Here is a 14,031-nt window from a genome sequence, read left to right on the forward strand (position 1 = left end):
GCGGGGGTGGTCCCGCGGACACCATCGCGTCGACGCACATGTTCCCGTGGTCCCCGCGCGTGCGGGGGTGGTCCCCGGCCGCGTCGCAGGAGGGGCGGCATCGAGGGGTGGTCCCCGCGCGTGCGGGGGTGATCCACGGTCAATCGGCAAATCCTCTTCGCCGATCACGTGGTCCCCGCGCGTGCGGGGGTGGTCCCACGGCCTTGCGGCCCTGCACCTCGATGGCGGCGTGGTCCCCGCGCGTGCGGGGGTGGTCCCCGTGCAGAGCCGGCAGACCAGAGACCGTCGCAGTGGTCCCCGCGCGTGCGGGGGTGGCCCCTCCACGCACCGAAGCCCTCTCCGCCCCCTGATGCCGAACCGGCATCACAGCCGCCCCAACAGGTCTTGGACGCCGATGCCCGGCTGGGCGGAGGGTGAAGGCGTCAACGCGATGCGATGCCTGCGAGGAACAAGAGGGTGCAGGACATGAAGGTTTTCGTCACCGGTGGCTCCGGTTACATCGGCAAGGCGGTCATCCGCGAGCTGCGCGCAGGCGGTCACACCGTCCGGGCGCTGGCGCGCAGTGAGCGGGCCGCGCAGTCCGTCGAGGCGCTGGGTGCCGAGCCGGTGCGCGGCACGCTGTCGGACCTGGACGTGCTCAACGAGGCGGCCGCCGGCGCCGAGGCGGTCATTCATCTCGCCCAGGCCGAGACCGGCGAGGAGGATCTGGCCGCGGCCGGGGCGATGCAGGACGGCATCGGGGCCGGGACGTATGTGCACACGGGCGGCACCTGGGTCTACGGGGACACCGACGGTGTCGTCGGCGAGGACGCCCCGTGGAACCCGCCGGCCCTGGTGGCGTGGCGGCGGCCCGTGGAGGACGCCGTTCTGGCGCGTGCCGAGCGTGGCGGCCGTCCCGTCGTCGTCCGGCCCGGGCTGCTGTACGGCGGCGACAACCGTCTGATCGACGTCTTCGTCACCCAGCCCGGCAAGAAGGCCGGTGCCATGGCGTACATCGGCGACGGCTCCCAGCACTGGGCCCTGGTGCACGTCGACGATCTCGCGAAGCTGTACGTCGCCGCTCTGCGCGCCCCGGCCGGCTCGGTCTACGTGGGTGTCGGCGGCGTGAACCCGACGGCGAGGGAGATCGCCGAGGCACTCAGCCATGGAGCCGGGTTCGGCGGCAGGACCGTGTCCCTCACCCTCGAGGAGGCGCGGCAGCAGATGGGTCCGATCGCGGACGCCTTCGCGCTGGACCAGCAGCTCACGCCGGCGCGCGCCCGTGCCGAGCTCGGATGGGAGCCGGTGCACACCGACCCTCTGTCCGTCTTCGCCCGCGGGTAGAATGTCCTTTGTTTCCTGGTGGTGGGCGCGTGAACCGGCGTAATCCGACCTCCGACGACAGGGGCCTCATGACGACGCGACGCGGGATCGACGTGGATGTCGATCTGCGGAAACTGCGGTACTTCGTGGCGGTCGCCGAGGAGCTGCATTTCGGCCGCGCGGCCGAGAGGCTGTTCATCGCCCAGCCCGCCCTGTCCCGTCAGGTGCGCGCTTTGGAGGAGGATCTCGGCGTTCAGCTGCTGCGCCGCGACCGGCGGGGCACGGTGCTCACCCCTGCCGGTGCCCAGCTGCTCGAGGATGCCCTGCCCCTGCTCGCCGCCTCCGCGGCGATGGTGCGCCGGGTCACCGCCGCCGCCACCGAGAAACCGGTGTTCACCATAGGTTTCATGCCGGGGATCACCGTCACTCCCGCCGTCCGGGCGCTCAGGGAACGGCATGACGCGGTGAGCGTCCGCCTGGTGCGGACGAGCTGGAGCGATCAGGTCGAGGTGCTGCGCGACGGGCGGGCGGACGTCAGCATCGTCCGCCTGCCCGTCGACCAGAGCGGCCTGTCCGTGCAGCCGCTGTTCGCGGAGCCCCGCCTGGCCGTGCTGCCGGCCGGACATCCGCTCGCCGGGAAGCCCGCCGTCAGCGTCGTCGACCTGGCGGACGACCATCTCCTGCAGGATCCGGAGGCGGTGCCGGAGTGGCGTGACGTGGCTCGCGAGCTGCGCACGGGGGAGCGCGACGACGTTCCTCCCCTGCACAGCGTGGAGGAAAAACTGGAGCTGATCGCCTCCGGGGCGGGCATCTGCATCCTGCCGCTGTCCACCGCCGCCTTCTACACACGGCCCGATGTCGTCGCCGTGCCGGTGGACGACATCGGGCCGAGCCGGGTGTGCCTCGCCTGGATCGCCGCCCGCCACTCCCGGCTCATCCGGGACTTCGCCGAGGTGGCGCCCTCTCTGGCACCGGCTGCCGTGAGGTAAGGGCGTCCCCGCAGAGGGCGTTCTGCAGAGGGCGTCCGCGCACGGGGCGCCTGTCCGAGGCGGCGCTCCATCGCCCCTCGCGGGGATCCAGCTCGTTCGCCGCCGACACCGGAGGGACCATGCTCGGTCTGGAACTCGTCGTCCTGCTGGGTCTGGCCACTCTGCTCGGCAACATCGGCGCACACCGGCTGCGCGTCACGCCGCCCGTGGTGCTGCTGGCCGCCGGGGTGCTGCTCGGCTTCGTCCCGGCGCTGCGCGAGGTGCGTCTTGCCCCGGACGTCGTGCTGCTGCTGTTCCTTCCCGCGCTGCTGTACTGGGAGAGTCTGAACACCTCGCTGCGGCAGATCCGCAAGCATCTGCGGGGCATCGTTCTGCTGAGCACCGTCCTGGTGGTCCTCACGGCCGCCGCGGTCGCCGCCACCGTCCATGCGCTGGGTCTCGGGTGGGGGCCCGCGTGGGTGCTGGGGGCCGCCCTGGCCCCGACGGACGCGACGGCGCTCGGTGTCGTCGGACGGCTGCTGCCCAGGCGCCAGGTCACCGTGCTGCGCGCCGAGAGCCTGGTCAACGACGGCACGGCGCTGGTGCTGTACGCCGTGGCCGTCGGTGTCGCGGCCGGTGCGGAACACCTCGTCGCCTCACACGTGGCCTGGTTGTTCGTGCGTGCCTACGCCGGTGGCGCGCTGGTGGGTGCGGCCGTCGCCGCGGTGGCCGTCCGGGCACGGCGGCACACCCGGAACGAGCCGCTGCACGGGCAGGTGCTGATGCTGCTGGTCCCGTTCACCGCCTACCTGGTCGCCGAGACGATCGGTGCCTCCGGGGTCGTCGCGGTGGTGGTGTGCGGGCTGATCATGAGCCAGGTGGCGGCGCGAGTGGTGCGCGCGGACATGCGGGTGCAGGCCCATGCGTTCTGGACCACGGCCACCTACCTGCTCAACGGTGCCCTGTTCGTCCTGGTCGGACTCCAGCTCCACGCCTCGGCGACCACGCTGTCGGGCCCCGACCTGACCTGGGCCCTGCTCACCGCCTGCGCAGTGACAGCCGTCGTGTTCGGTGTGCGGCTGGGCCACCTGTACGGCAGTGCCTATCTCATCCGCGCCCTCGACCGTCGCCCGGGCCAGCGGATGCTGCGCTTCAGCAACAGGTCCCGCGTGGTCAGCGGCCTGTGCGGGTTCCGTGGGGCGGTCTCCCTGGCGGCGGCGCTCGCCGTGCCGTTGCACACCGCCTCCGGCGCGCCGTTCCCGCACCGGGACGTGATCGTGTTCGTGACCGGCTCGGTGGTCGTGCTGACCTTGCTGCCGGGGCTGGTGCTGCCGGCCGTGGTGCGCTGGGCCCGGCTGCCCCGCGACACCGCGGCCGAGCAGGAGCACCGGCTCGCGGAGACCGTCGCCACGCAGGAGGCGCTCCAGGCGCTGCCCCGGCTCACCGCCACGCTCGGCGTCGGCGACGACGTGTCCGAGCGGTTGCGTGTCGAGTACGAGAACCAGCTCGCCGTCGTCCTGGTGCGCGCCGGTGCAGCCGCAGATGCCGACGGCGACGCCGACGCCGGTGTCGACGCCGACGGACAGCGGGCTGCGGTCCTGTCCGCGGAGCGGGAGTACCGGGCGCTGCGGCTGGCCCTCATCGCGAGCCGTCGTGCGACGCTCGTACGGCTGCGGGACGAACACCGGATCGACGACGACGTGCTGCGCGAGGCGGTGGCCCGGCTGGATGCCGAAGAGGTCGCCCTAGCGCTCCCTTAGCCGCCCGGCTGACGCGGCCGGGCGGCCGACCCCGGCAGGGGATGCCGGTCCGCCGGGCTGCGGGCACGATGTGGGCCATGGAGACGCCGCCTCTGTTCACCTTCGGGCACGGCACCGCCGGCCGTGACCGGATCACCGGCCTGCTGCGGGACGCCGGGATCGTCTCGGTGGTGGACGTGCGGACCGCTCCGGGCAGTCGGCACAACCCCGATACGGGGCGGGGCCGTCTCGCCGTGTGGCTGCCGGAGGCCGGGATCGCCTACCGATGGGAGCGTGACCTCGGCGGGTTCCGCAGACCGGCCCCGGACAGCCCGGACACCTTCTGGCGCAACGACTCCTTCCGCGGCTACGCCGGGTACACCCGCTCCCCGGAGTTCGTCGCCGCGATGGACCGGCTGCTGCGGGAGGCGGCGACGACACCGACGGCGGTGATGTGCGGGGAGACGGTGTGGTGGCGCTGCCACCGCCGCATCATCGCCGACTTCGCCGTGCTGGCGCGCGGGGTCCCGGCGGCGCACCTGCTGCACGACGGGCGGATCAGCCCGCACGTCCCGACGGCCGGTGCTCGGCTGCGCGAGGACGGGCTGCTGGTGTACGACGGTCCGGCCGCCGGGCCGGCCGGATGACGCCGGGCGTGGGCCGCGCTCAGCTCTCCGCCACGGTCACGTCCTGCTGGCGCACCGTGTGGAAACGGGGCAGCAGGAGCAGGCCGTGAGGGTTCAGTTCCACCACGGCGGCCTGGACGTGGGCCGGGCCGGCGTCGAGGGGGTCGACGGGCTTGCCGGTGTTGGACCAGGTGTGCTCGGCGCCGTCGCACACGGCGCGGGTGCCGCCGATGCCGTGGCGGACGGTGCTGTCCGGCCTGCTGATGTCGGAGGAGACGAAGACGGGGCCGGTGGCGCCGGTGCAGCGGTAGGTGCCGGAGATCGTGAGGGTGCCGTCGGCGGCCAGCCGCACCGTTGTGTCGACGGTCACGGTCTCGCCCTCGGCCGCTGCGGCGGTGGGCACGGCGGGGGCGGCGGCCAGCAGCAGCGTCACGGCGGCCGCGCCGAGGGCGCCCCGTGCGGAACGAACGCGTGCGAGGGACATGAGGAAGACCTCCAGGATGACGGTCGGTCAAGCGGATGGCGCCGAAGACGCCGAAGATCGGATGGCGCCGGAGATCACGGACCGGATCTCAGGTGCTCCACCCGTACCGCCGACGGTGCGTCAACGCGGTGAACTCACCCGTTCGGTGGCGAGCCGTGCGTCGTCACCGGCCCGGGGCGCAGCCGTGCCGAGCCGGCCGGCTGCGGGTGCGGTACTCCCCTGCTCCCGTTGCCCGGTCTCCAGGAGCACGCAGAAGGTCCGTCACCAGCTTGGCCGGCGGGTGCGTCCACAGCTCGGCGAGGCGACGGTGCGGCTGCGCAACTCGGCGGTACGACACCGCCGGACCCCACTGACCCACCTCACCCGGCCCGAGGCACTGCCCGGCGCCGGCGACCCGGCATAGCCGGCAGGCGCCCTGGCCGTCGTCCCGGCAGACGACCGGGCGATGACGGATCGGCGGTACATCGCCGACCCGTCATCGCCCGAGCGCCACCGGGGACTTGGTCCCCGTGGACGCCCTGTACAGCGCGCCCGCCGGCACGTCGTCGACGCTCCCCCGGGCCCCCGGGCACGGCGCGGATCAGCGGCGCTGACGACCTAAAATGATCAATGTGTCCGAGCAGCCCGCGCATCCCGCCCCGAGGTCTTTGATCGTCACGCTGTACGGTGCGTACGGCCGCTTCGTTCCGGGTCCGGTGCCCGTCGCCGAACTGATCCGGCTGCTGGCCGCGGTCGGGGTGGACGCGCCGTCCGTGCGCTCCTCGGTGTCCCGGCTCAAGCGGCGTGGTCTGCTGGTGCCCGCTCGCACGGCACAGGGTGCTGCCGGCTATGAACTGTCGGACCACGCACGGCGGTTGCTGGAGGACGGCGACCGCCGGGTCCATGCCACCGAGCCGCCCGCGGACGAGGGCTGGGTGCTGGCGGTGTTCTCGGTGCCGGAGTCGGAGCGCAACAAGCGGCATGTGCTGCGGTCCCGGCTGGCCGGGCTGGGTTTCGGCACGGCGGCGCCCGGGGTGTGGATCGCCCCGGCCCGGCTGTACGAGGAGACCGCTCACACGTTGCGGCGCCTCGGCCTGGATGTGTATGTGGATTTCTTCCGCGGGGAACACCTGGGATTCACGCCGACCGCCGAGGCGGTGGCCCGCTGGTGGGACCTGACCGCCATGGCCAAGCTGCACCAGGCGTTCCTCGACCGGCACGCACAGGTGCTGCGTGCCTGGGAGCAGCGCTCGGACACCCCGCCGGAGGAGGCCTACCGGGACTATCTGCTCGCCCTGGACTCCTGGCGTCATCTGCCGTACGCCGATCCGGGTCTGCCCGCCCGGCTGCTGCCCGAGGACTGGCCGGGGTTCCGCTCGGCCGCCGTGTTCCGGGGACTGCACGAGCGGCTGCGGGACGCCGGGGCGGTCTTCGCGGGTGTCGCCGGGGCCTGAGCGACGGGGCCGGCGGGCGAGGGCGGGCAGCGGCGCCGGGCCGGGGGACGCGGCCGGGGCGAGGGCGGCGGGGTGCGGCGGCGCGGTGCGGAGGGTGCCGTCGGGCGCGGCGGACGGCACCCGTACGATGTCCCTCGTTGAAAGCAGGACTGCCTGACGGTGACCACGGGGACGCCCTGCGTCATGAACGGACCCATGTTGCACGAGACCTCCGCCACGTCCTGGCGCGTCGCGCTGCCGCACACGGCAGCCGCCGTGCCGGTGGCGCGTGCCCTGGTGCGCACCGCGCTGTCCGAGCCGGACCACCCGGCCGACAGCGACACGGCGGAACTGCTGACCGCCGAGCTGGTCGCCAACGCGGTGGAGCACACCTCGGGCCGGGGGCCGATCGAGCTGGTGGTGGAGCTGCTGCCGACCAGCTGCCGGATCGAGGTGCACGACGCCGATCCCGCGCCGCCGGGCGGGCTGACCCGGCCGGATCTGGCGGCCCCGGATCCCTGGCAGGAGGACGGGCGCGGCCTGCTGCTGATCCGTGCGCTGAGCACGGCGTGCGGACACCGCCGCACCGCGACGGGCAAGGCGGTGTGGTTCCGCTTGTCGGCGGTCCCCGGACAGCCGCATCCGGCGTGAGGCGCCCGGCCGGCGGGCGAGGGCCCGGACGCGGATGCGCGCCGCGGCCCTCGGCGGGCGCGGCGCGCGAGCGGGCCGGCCGGGTGCCGTCAGGCGAGCGTGGCGACCATGAGCGCCTTGATGGTGTGCAGCCGGTTCTCGGCCTCGTCGAAGACGACGGAGTGAGCGGACTCGAAGACCTCGTCGGTCACTTCGAGACTGGTCAGGCCGTGCCGGTCGTAGATCTCGCGGGCCACCTTGGTGCCCAGGTCGTGGAAGGCCGGCAGGCAGTGCAGGAACTTCACGCCGGGGTTGCCGGTGGCGCGCAGCACGTCCATGGTCACGGCGTACGGGGCGAGGGCGGCGATGCGCTCGTCCCACACGTGCTTCGGCTCGCCCATGGAGACCCAGACGTCGGTGGCGACGAAGTCCGCGCCGCGCACACCCTCCCCGACGGACTCGGTGAGGGTGATGCGCGCGCCGCTGGTCGTGGCCAGCTCGAGCGCCCGGTCGATGACCTCCCGCGCGGGCCAGTAGCTCTTGGGGGCGACCAGACGCACGTCCATGCCGAGCAGGGCGGCGGTGACCAGGTAGGAGTTGCCCATGTTGAAACGGGCGTCACCGAGGTAGGCGAAGGCGATCTCGTGCAGCGGCTTGGCGCAGTGCTCGGTCATGGTGAGCACGTCGGCGAGCATCTGGGTGGGGTGCCAGTCGTCGGTGAGGCCGTTGTAGACGGGGACGCCGGCGTGGGCGGCCAGCTCCTCGACGGTGGCCTGGCTGTCCCCCCGGTACTCGATCGCGTCGAACATCCGGCCGAGCACGCGGGCGGTGTCCTTCACGGACTCCTTGTGCCCGATCTGCGAGCCGGACGGGTCGAGATACGTGGTGGAGGCCCCCTGGTCGGCGGCGGCGACCTCGAAGGCGCAGCGGGTGCGGGTGGAGGTCTTCTCGAAGATCAGCGCGATGTTCTTGCCGCGCAGGTAGGGCGTCTCCGTCCCGGCCTTCTTGGCGGCCTTCAGCTCGGCGGCCAGCTCGATCAGACCGCGCAGCTCCTGTGCGGTGAAGTCCAGCTCCTTGAGGAAGTGGCGGCCGGAGAGGGCGGTCGGGACTGTCGCCATGGGGGCGCTCCATCGGTGGGGTACAGGGACATCGGAAGTCTATACGGTGCTTGGAATGTCTATGCGGTCTGTGGTCGGCCGCCCGCCGTTCGGGGGCGGCTCAGGAGCCGAAGCCGGGGACCGCGTCCCGTTCCACCGGGCAGCTCATGCAGCGCGGCCCGCCCCGGCCACGTCCCAGCTCGCTGCCGGGGATCTCGATGACCTCGATGCCCTGCTTGCGCAGATGGGTGTTGGTGGTGGCGTTGCGCTCGTAGGCGATGACGACGCCCGGCTCGACGGCGAGCACGTTGCAGCCGTCGTCCCACTGCTCGCGTTCGGCCGCGTGCACGTCCTGGGTGGCGGTGAGCACCCGGATCTCGCTCAGGCCCAGCGCGGCGGCGATCGCCCGGTGCATGTGCTCCGGCGGATGGTCGGTGACCTTCAGCTCCTTGTCGCCGGCGCCGGGTTCGATGGTGTACGAGCGGAGCATGCCGAGCCCGGCATACTGGGTGAACACGTCGCCGTCGACCATCGTCATCACCGTGTCGAGGTGCATCAGGGCACGCCGTTTGGGCATGTCCAGGGCCACGATGGTGCGGGCGGAGCCGGCGGCGAACAGTTTGTGGGCGAGCATCTCCACCGCCTGCGGCGTGGTGCGCTCGCTCATGCCGATGAGCACCGCGCCGTTGCCGATGACCAGCACGTCGCCGCCCTCGATGGTGGACGGGTAGTCGGCCTGCCCCTCGGACCACACATGGAAGTCCTCGTCGCGGAAGAGGGGGTGGTAGCGGTAGATCGCCTCGAAGTGCACCGTCTCCCGCTGCCGGGCGGGCCAGCGCATCGCATTGATCGAGACACCGTCGTAGATCCACGCGGAGGTGTCCCGGGTGAACAGGTGGTTGGGCAGCGGTCCGAGGAGGAAGTCGTCCAGGTCCATCACATGGAACCGCACCGAGGTCGGCTCCGGGTAGCCCTCGAGGAACTCCCGCTTGGTCATGCCGCCGACCAGCGCCTCCGCCAGCTGCCGCGTGGGCATCCGGTCGAAGGCGTCCCGCAGATGCCCGGTGGCGAGCGGGCCGTACTCCTTCTCCTCGAAGACCCGGTCCAGCACCAGCGCGCGGGCCTCGGGAATCTCCAGCGTCTCGGCCAGCAGGTCGCCGAAGAGGTGGACGACGACCCCGCGGTCGCGCAGCACGTCGGCGAACCCGTCGTGCTCGGCACGCGCCCGCCGCACCCACAGCACGTCGTCGAAGAGGAGGGCGTCCTTGTTGCTGGGGGTGAGTCTCTTCAGCTCCAGATCGGGCCGGTGCAGGATGACGCGGCGCAGCCGCCCGGCCTCGGAATCGACATGGAATCCCATGACTCCATCCTGACCGCCGGACAGCCGGTTCACCCGTGTCCCGCCAGCGGCCCGGCGGCCCGCTGTCGCCGCCCGTACGGCGGGGCGGACGGGCGGCCAGGGCGCGGGGGCGGCGGCAACGAGTGAGGCGGCCGGCGCTGCCTCGTGGGCCACGGGCCCAGGACGCCGTCACCGGCCGCGGAACCGGGTCACGCGCCGTCGGGCCGCGGCGGCGTCTCCTCGGGTTCGCGACGTGCCGTCCGGTCGTCGATGACGATGCGGACGGGGTCGCCGTCGCCGTCGGTGCGCGGGTTGTCGACGACCTCGCGCACCGCCGCGGTGATCTTGTGCCGGATCTGGTCGGCTACGGCGCGGGTCACCGGGTTGTCCGTCTCGGCGCTCACCCGGGCGAGGCCGGTCAGGGCGGCCACGATGCTGGGGCCGGAGAAGCGGACACTGACGCATCCGTCGTGGTCGTCGACCTGGCCGGGGACGTGGAAGTGCTGTTCGCCGGCGGCGACCTCGATGAGGAAGGCCCAGGTGTCGCGATGGGCCACGAGGGTGGCGTGGGCGATGCCCGCCGCCGCGCGGAGCATGCCGGCGTCGGGTTCCGCCTCGGCGGACGGCCGGGGGCCGGGGGCCGGCACCGGTCCGGCCGCCCGGTCCGCCGGCCGTACGGTGACGAGGTCGCTCAGGCGGGCGGACACATCGCGGGCAGCCGTCTTGATCTCGGCGAGCCCGGTGGTGAGCAGGGCCGTGTCCTGGCCGATGCGGTGGATGGTCTGCTGCTGATCGGAGACCTGCTGTTTGAGGGTGGCGAGGTCGACGGCGAAGTTCTGAAGCCGACCTGCGATGTCGCCGAGCTGCTTGGTGATTTGGGTGATCTGGGCGAGCTGTTTCCTGTCCGCACTGCCGAACAACACGTCCCCCTTACCGTCACAAGTGACCGTGAACAGGGTGAAGTCCGGCCTGCACAACCACAAGAACGCGTTCCGGCCAGACGGCAGAAATGGGACGGCGGAAACCGGTCACCCGGCAGCGCATCGCCGCGTCAGCGGCGCGACAGGTGACGTCGCGCCTGCGTGCCAGGGGGCGCCCCCGTCGGCTCCGGAAGCGCCCCCCCTGAAACGTCCGCGGCTACGACAGCTGCGACATGACCTGGGAGGAGATCAGCTCCAGGTGGTCCAGGTCGGACAGGTCGAGGATCTGCAGGTAGATCCGCTGGGAGCCGATCTCGGCGTAGCGGCCGATCTTGTCGACGACCTCGGCGGGGGAACCGGCCAGGCCGTTGGCCTTCAGCTCGTCGACCTCGCGGCCGATGGCGGCGGCCCGGCGGGCGACCTCGGCGTCGTCCCGGCCGACGCAGACGACCAGGGCGTTGGAGCAGGTCAGGTCGTCGGCGGAACGGCCGGCCTTCTCGGCGGCGGCCCGTACCCGGCCGAACTGCTGCCGGCTGTTTTCGACGGAGGCGAAGGGGATGTTGAACTCGTCGGCGTACTGGGCGGCCAGCCGCGGCGTGCGGGTCGCGCCGAGCCCGCCGATGAGCACCGGGACCTTGGCCTGGGCCGGCTTGGGCAGCGCGGGCGAGCCGGACAGCTCGTAGTAGCGGCCGCGGAAGTCGAAGGTCTTGCCGGTCTCGGTCGCCCACAGGCCGGTGACGATGGCCAGCTGCTCCTCCAGGCGGGCGAACTTCTCCTTGGGGAAGGGGATGCCGTACGCCTTGTGCTCCGCCTCGTACCAGCCCGCACCGAGGCCCAGCTCGACCCGGCCGCCGGACATCTGGTCGACCTGCGCGACCTGGATGGCGAGCACACCGGGCAGCCGGAACGTGGCCGCGGTCATCAGGGTGCCCAGGCGGATGCGCCTGGTCTCGCGGGCGAGTCCGGCCAGCGTGATCCAGGCGTCGGTGGGGCCGGGCAGGCCGTCCACGTCGCCCATGCGGAGGTAGTGGTCGCTGCGGAAGAAGGCGTCGAAGCCGAGGTCCTCGGTGGCCTTGGCCACGGTGAGCAGAGTGTCGTAGCTCGCGCCCTGCTGCGGCTCGGTGAAGATGCGAAGATCCATGCCCTCCATCCTGCCGGACGCGCCGCGGTGGCGGACTCCCGCACGGCGGGTCACCGGCGCCGGGTGTGCGGGACACGTGGCCGCGCGGGGCCGTGCGGGAGTCAGCCGGCTTCCCGCTCCTGCACGGCGGCCTCCTGCCGGGCCGCCAGGGTGCGCAGCATCTCGCGGACCCGGTCGCGGGACTCGTCGGCCGCGTCGATGGCTTCCATGCACTGCCAGTAGGTGCACTGGTCGGCGGACGCGCTGGCGACGGCGACGAGGGCGATGCCCACCTCGCAGAGCAGTTCGCCGAGGCACAGCAGGGTGCGCCGCGGGTCGCTCAGCTCCGACAGCCGGGCGGCCCGCGGTCCTTCGGCGCCGGGTTCCGGCGCATCCAGCACGGCACAGCCCCGGCCCGCCAGCTCGGTCAGGCCGAATGCCTCGCCGCGCAGTTCGGGCGGCCCGGAGAACGCGAGCCGGCTGCCGATCGCCTGTGCCAGGGCCTGCGCCTGCCACGCCTCGGCCAGGACTTCCACAACGTCGCCGCTGTCCGCCAGGGCACGTCTGCTTGCCAGGATGAGCCGCACCGCATCCATGCGCTGCCCCCGCATCTGTCCACACGCTTGAGCACGTGTGTGCCTGAAACGACGTGTTCACTACCCAGAGTGAGGGTGTGTGAGACAGAAAGCCAGAGGAAGGCGGAAATTGTGGACAACAAATCGATAGAGTCCACTTGTGTGACTACGGACAGTGAGAACGCAGCGGCTAGTTCTCCTCGGGACGGTCCGGTTTCTGCGGCACGGGAAACCTGTGCTCGTTGCGCTCGATCTTCGCGGCCAGTGCCGCCAGCGGGTCGACGCCGAGCACCTCGCACAACTGCAGCAGATACGCGAGGACATCGGCGACCTCGTCGCGCACACGGTGCGCGGTTGGCGGGTCGGTCATCACCCGCGCCGACTCCTCCGGCGTCAACCACTGGAAGATCTCGACCAGTTCGGACGCCTCGACGCTGAGCGCGGCGACCAGGTTCTTCGGGGTGTGGTACGGCTGCCAGTTCCGTGCGGCGGCGAACTCGGCCAGCCGCCGTTGCAGTTGGGCGAGGTCGGGGCGTTCTCGGAGTCGGTCACGGCATCAGGTCTACCACCCGTGCCGCATGCACCGAGCGCGCCCAGGAGGCGTCGCTCACCGTCCCGGTGAGACGGATGTGGCCCCGCTCGCACATCCGTGCCGCCAGCCGCAGCAGCGCGGCACGCTGCCGCGGGTCAAGTCCCGTCTCCAGGCCGTCGGCGAGCACCGTCAGCGTCTGCAGGGCCTCGGGCACCTCGCCCACCGGATCCACCTCCAGCACACCCGGACCGGTCAGCAGCACCAACGCCAGTGCGGCGTAACGGAGTTCCCCGTCCCCCAGCCGTTCGAACCCGGTGCACCTGCCGTCGCCGCGCACCAGCACGGCCCGCACCCGGCCGCCGCCGACCTGCTCGGTGACGACGTCGGCCACCGGCCCGGCACACCCGGCGCGCAACGCGTCCACGAACAGCGCGTGCCGCCGCCCGCATTCGGTGCGGGTGCGGGCGAGAACGGCGGCGAGATTGTCGCACCCGCGCATCAGCCGGCCGGCGCCGAGCGGTGCGGGCACCCGCATCCGGGCGGGGCGCGGGGCGCAGGCGAACACCGACCTCAGGGCGACCACCATCTGCTCGGCGGCGGCCACGACCCTCCGCTCCCCCTCGGTGCTGCCGGAGACCCGCAACGGCAGCAGCGCGGTGCCGAGCCGGTCGTCGGGCAGCGCCGCCCGGGTCACCTGCACGGGACCGGCGGTGTACCAGGTGGCCTGGACCGAGGGCCGGCGCGGATCGCGCAGCGCGGTCTGCAGCAGCACCCGTCCGCCCGCGCTCAGCCGCTCCCCCGCGATGCGCAGCGCGGGCTCGGCCTGCACGGCGACGTCCAGCCGGACGGGCCCCTCGGGTCCGTCGGCGGTGCAGCCGAGGCGGAAGCCGCGGCGCTGCTGGGCGTCGGGCCGGGCGTCCTCGGGCACGCAGGCGACCGGGTCGGGGAACACCTCGCCCAGTTCGGCGCCCCCGCTGAGCCGCGCCAGCGCCTCGAAGGCCCGCAGGGCGCCGCTCTTGCCGCACCCGCTCGGCCCGGCCAGCAGGGTCAGCGGGCCGAGCGGCACCCGGACCCCGCGGTGGCCGGCGAACGCGGACAGCCGCAGCTCGCCGATGCTGGGCCGCACCGGGCGCCGTCCGTCGCCCTTCGGTGCGGGCGACGTCGTCGGCACGGTGGAGACGGAGGACGCCCGGGCTGTGGGCGGGGCGGCCGCGGGCGGCTGCTGTGCCGGGAGCGGACCGGCGGCCGGCTGCGAGGACACGGACATGCCTCGGAACGGTAGGGCGG

At 72.9% G+C, this 14,031-nt stretch carries 14 protein-coding genes; 6 read left to right on the top strand and 8 right to left on the bottom strand.

Features of this window, described 5'->3' with window-relative positions:
- Positions 1–465 precede the first annotated feature (465 nt).
- The 4 genes from IE286_RS03465 to IE286_RS03480 all read left to right on the top strand — a co-directional run bounded on the left by IE286_RS03465 (position 466) and on the right by IE286_RS03480 (position 4,656).
- Positions 466–1,323 (top strand): NAD-dependent epimerase/dehydratase family protein, encoded by an 858-nt coding sequence (locus tag IE286_RS03465; RefSeq protein WP_189795077.1) that lies wholly within the window; start codon positions 466–468, stop codon positions 1,321–1,323.
- Positions 1,324–1,391: 68 nt separating this feature from the next.
- Entirely contained in the window at positions 1,392–2,291 is a 900-nt protein-coding gene (locus tag IE286_RS03470; RefSeq protein ID WP_229861931.1) for a LysR family transcriptional regulator, read from the top strand.
- A gap of 119 nt (positions 2,292–2,410) precedes the next feature.
- Positions 2,411–4,030, top strand: coding sequence for a Na+/H+ antiporter (locus tag IE286_RS03475; RefSeq protein WP_189795078.1), 1,620 nt, complete (start codon positions 2,411–2,413; stop codon positions 4,028–4,030).
- Positions 4,031–4,098: 68 nt separating this feature from the next.
- Positions 4,099–4,656: a DUF488 domain-containing protein gene (locus IE286_RS03480; protein WP_372462508.1), complete on the top strand. Its 558-nt coding sequence runs from the start codon at positions 4,099–4,101 to the stop codon at positions 4,654–4,656.
- Between the two features lie 19 nt (positions 4,657–4,675).
- Here IE286_RS03480 and IE286_RS03485 read toward each other — a convergent pair whose 3' ends face one another.
- Positions 4,676–5,119 carry a DUF6299 family protein gene (locus IE286_RS03485; RefSeq protein WP_189795080.1) on the bottom strand — a complete coding sequence of 148 codons (444 nt, stop codon included), beginning with the start codon at positions 5,117–5,119 and terminating at the stop codon, positions 4,676–4,678.
- Between the two features lie 602 nt (positions 5,120–5,721).
- Here IE286_RS03485 and IE286_RS03490 point away from each other — a divergent pair.
- Both IE286_RS03490 and IE286_RS03495 read left to right on the top strand, forming a co-directional pair.
- Entirely contained in the window at positions 5,722–6,552 is an 831-nt protein-coding gene (locus IE286_RS03490) for a PaaX family transcriptional regulator (RefSeq protein ID WP_189795081.1), read from the top strand.
- A 183-nt stretch (positions 6,553–6,735) separates the two neighbouring features.
- Positions 6,736–7,182: an ATP-binding protein gene (locus tag IE286_RS03495; RefSeq protein WP_189795082.1), complete on the top strand. Its 447-nt coding sequence runs from the start codon at positions 6,736–6,738 to the stop codon at positions 7,180–7,182.
- Positions 7,183–7,271: 89 nt separating this feature from the next.
- Here IE286_RS03495 and argF read toward each other — a convergent pair whose 3' ends face one another.
- The 7 genes from argF to IE286_RS03530 all read right to left on the bottom strand — a co-directional run bounded on the left by argF (position 7,272) and on the right by IE286_RS03530 (position 14,011).
- Entirely contained in the window at positions 7,272–8,279 is a 1,008-nt protein-coding gene (gene argF / locus IE286_RS03500; RefSeq protein ID WP_189795083.1) for an ornithine carbamoyltransferase, read from the bottom strand.
- Positions 8,280–8,379: 100 nt separating this feature from the next.
- Positions 8,380–9,618, bottom strand: coding sequence for an arginine deiminase (locus IE286_RS03505; protein WP_189795084.1), 1,239 nt, complete (start codon positions 9,616–9,618; stop codon positions 8,380–8,382).
- A gap of 188 nt (positions 9,619–9,806) precedes the next feature.
- Positions 9,807–10,517 carry a hypothetical protein gene (locus IE286_RS03510; RefSeq protein ID WP_189795085.1) on the bottom strand — a complete coding sequence of 237 codons (711 nt, stop codon included), beginning with the start codon at positions 10,515–10,517 and terminating at the stop codon, positions 9,807–9,809.
- Between the two features lie 217 nt (positions 10,518–10,734).
- On the bottom strand, positions 10,735–11,658 hold the full coding sequence (locus IE286_RS03515; protein ID WP_189795086.1) for an LLM class F420-dependent oxidoreductase: 924 nt from the start codon (positions 11,656–11,658) through the stop codon (positions 10,735–10,737).
- A 101-nt stretch (positions 11,659–11,759) separates the two neighbouring features.
- Positions 11,760–12,233, bottom strand: coding sequence for a DUF6099 family protein (locus tag IE286_RS03520; RefSeq protein ID WP_189795118.1), 474 nt, complete (start codon positions 12,231–12,233; stop codon positions 11,760–11,762).
- A 169-nt stretch (positions 12,234–12,402) separates the two neighbouring features.
- Positions 12,403–12,729 (bottom strand): nucleotide pyrophosphohydrolase, encoded by a 327-nt coding sequence (locus tag IE286_RS03525; RefSeq protein WP_189795119.1) that lies wholly within the window; start codon positions 12,727–12,729, stop codon positions 12,403–12,405.
- A gap of 31 nt (positions 12,730–12,760) precedes the next feature.
- The gene (locus IE286_RS03530; RefSeq protein ID WP_229861932.1) at positions 12,761–14,011 is read right to left on the bottom strand and encodes an AAA family ATPase; all 1,251 of its coding nucleotides are present in this window, start codon (positions 14,009–14,011) and stop codon (positions 12,761–12,763) included.
- Between the last annotated feature and the right edge of the window lie 20 nt (positions 14,012–14,031).

Source organism: Streptomyces thermodiastaticus (genome assembly GCF_014656135.1).
Classification (GTDB): Bacteria; Actinomycetota; Actinomycetes; order Streptomycetales; family Streptomycetaceae; genus Streptomyces; species Streptomyces thermodiastaticus.

Excerpts from the sequence above, each read along its gene's own strand:
- IE286_RS03515 (WP_189795086.1), bottom strand. The coding sequence starts at position 11,658 with ATGGATCTTCGCATCTTCACCGAGCCGCAGCAGGGCGCGAGCTACGAC.
- IE286_RS03485 (WP_189795080.1), bottom strand. The coding sequence starts at position 5,119 with ATGTCCCTCGCACGCGTTCGTTCCGCACGGGGCGCCCTCGGCGCGGCC.
- IE286_RS03480 (WP_372462508.1), top strand. The coding sequence starts at position 4,099 with ATGTGGGCCATGGAGACGCCGCCTCTGTTCACCTTCGGGCACGGCACC.
- IE286_RS03505 (WP_189795084.1), bottom strand. The coding sequence starts at position 9,618 with ATGGGATTCCATGTCGATTCCGAGGCCGGGCGGCTGCGCCGCGTCATC.
- IE286_RS03495 (WP_189795082.1), top strand. The coding sequence starts at position 6,736 with ATGAACGGACCCATGTTGCACGAGACCTCCGCCACGTCCTGGCGCGTC.
- IE286_RS03520 (WP_189795118.1), bottom strand. The coding sequence starts at position 12,233 with ATGGATGCGGTGCGGCTCATCCTGGCAAGCAGACGTGCCCTGGCGGAC.
- argF (WP_189795083.1), bottom strand. The coding sequence starts at position 8,279 with ATGGCGACAGTCCCGACCGCCCTCTCCGGCCGCCACTTCCTCAAGGAG.
- IE286_RS03465 (WP_189795077.1), top strand. The coding sequence starts at position 466 with ATGAAGGTTTTCGTCACCGGTGGCTCCGGTTACATCGGCAAGGCGGTC.
- IE286_RS03490 (WP_189795081.1), top strand. The coding sequence starts at position 5,722 with ATGATCAATGTGTCCGAGCAGCCCGCGCATCCCGCCCCGAGGTCTTTG.
- IE286_RS03470 (WP_229861931.1), top strand. The coding sequence starts at position 1,392 with ATGACGACGCGACGCGGGATCGACGTGGATGTCGATCTGCGGAAACTG.
- IE286_RS03475 (WP_189795078.1), top strand. The coding sequence starts at position 2,411 with ATGCTCGGTCTGGAACTCGTCGTCCTGCTGGGTCTGGCCACTCTGCTC.
- IE286_RS03530 (WP_229861932.1), bottom strand. The coding sequence starts at position 14,011 with ATGTCCGTGTCCTCGCAGCCGGCCGCCGGTCCGCTCCCGGCACAGCAG.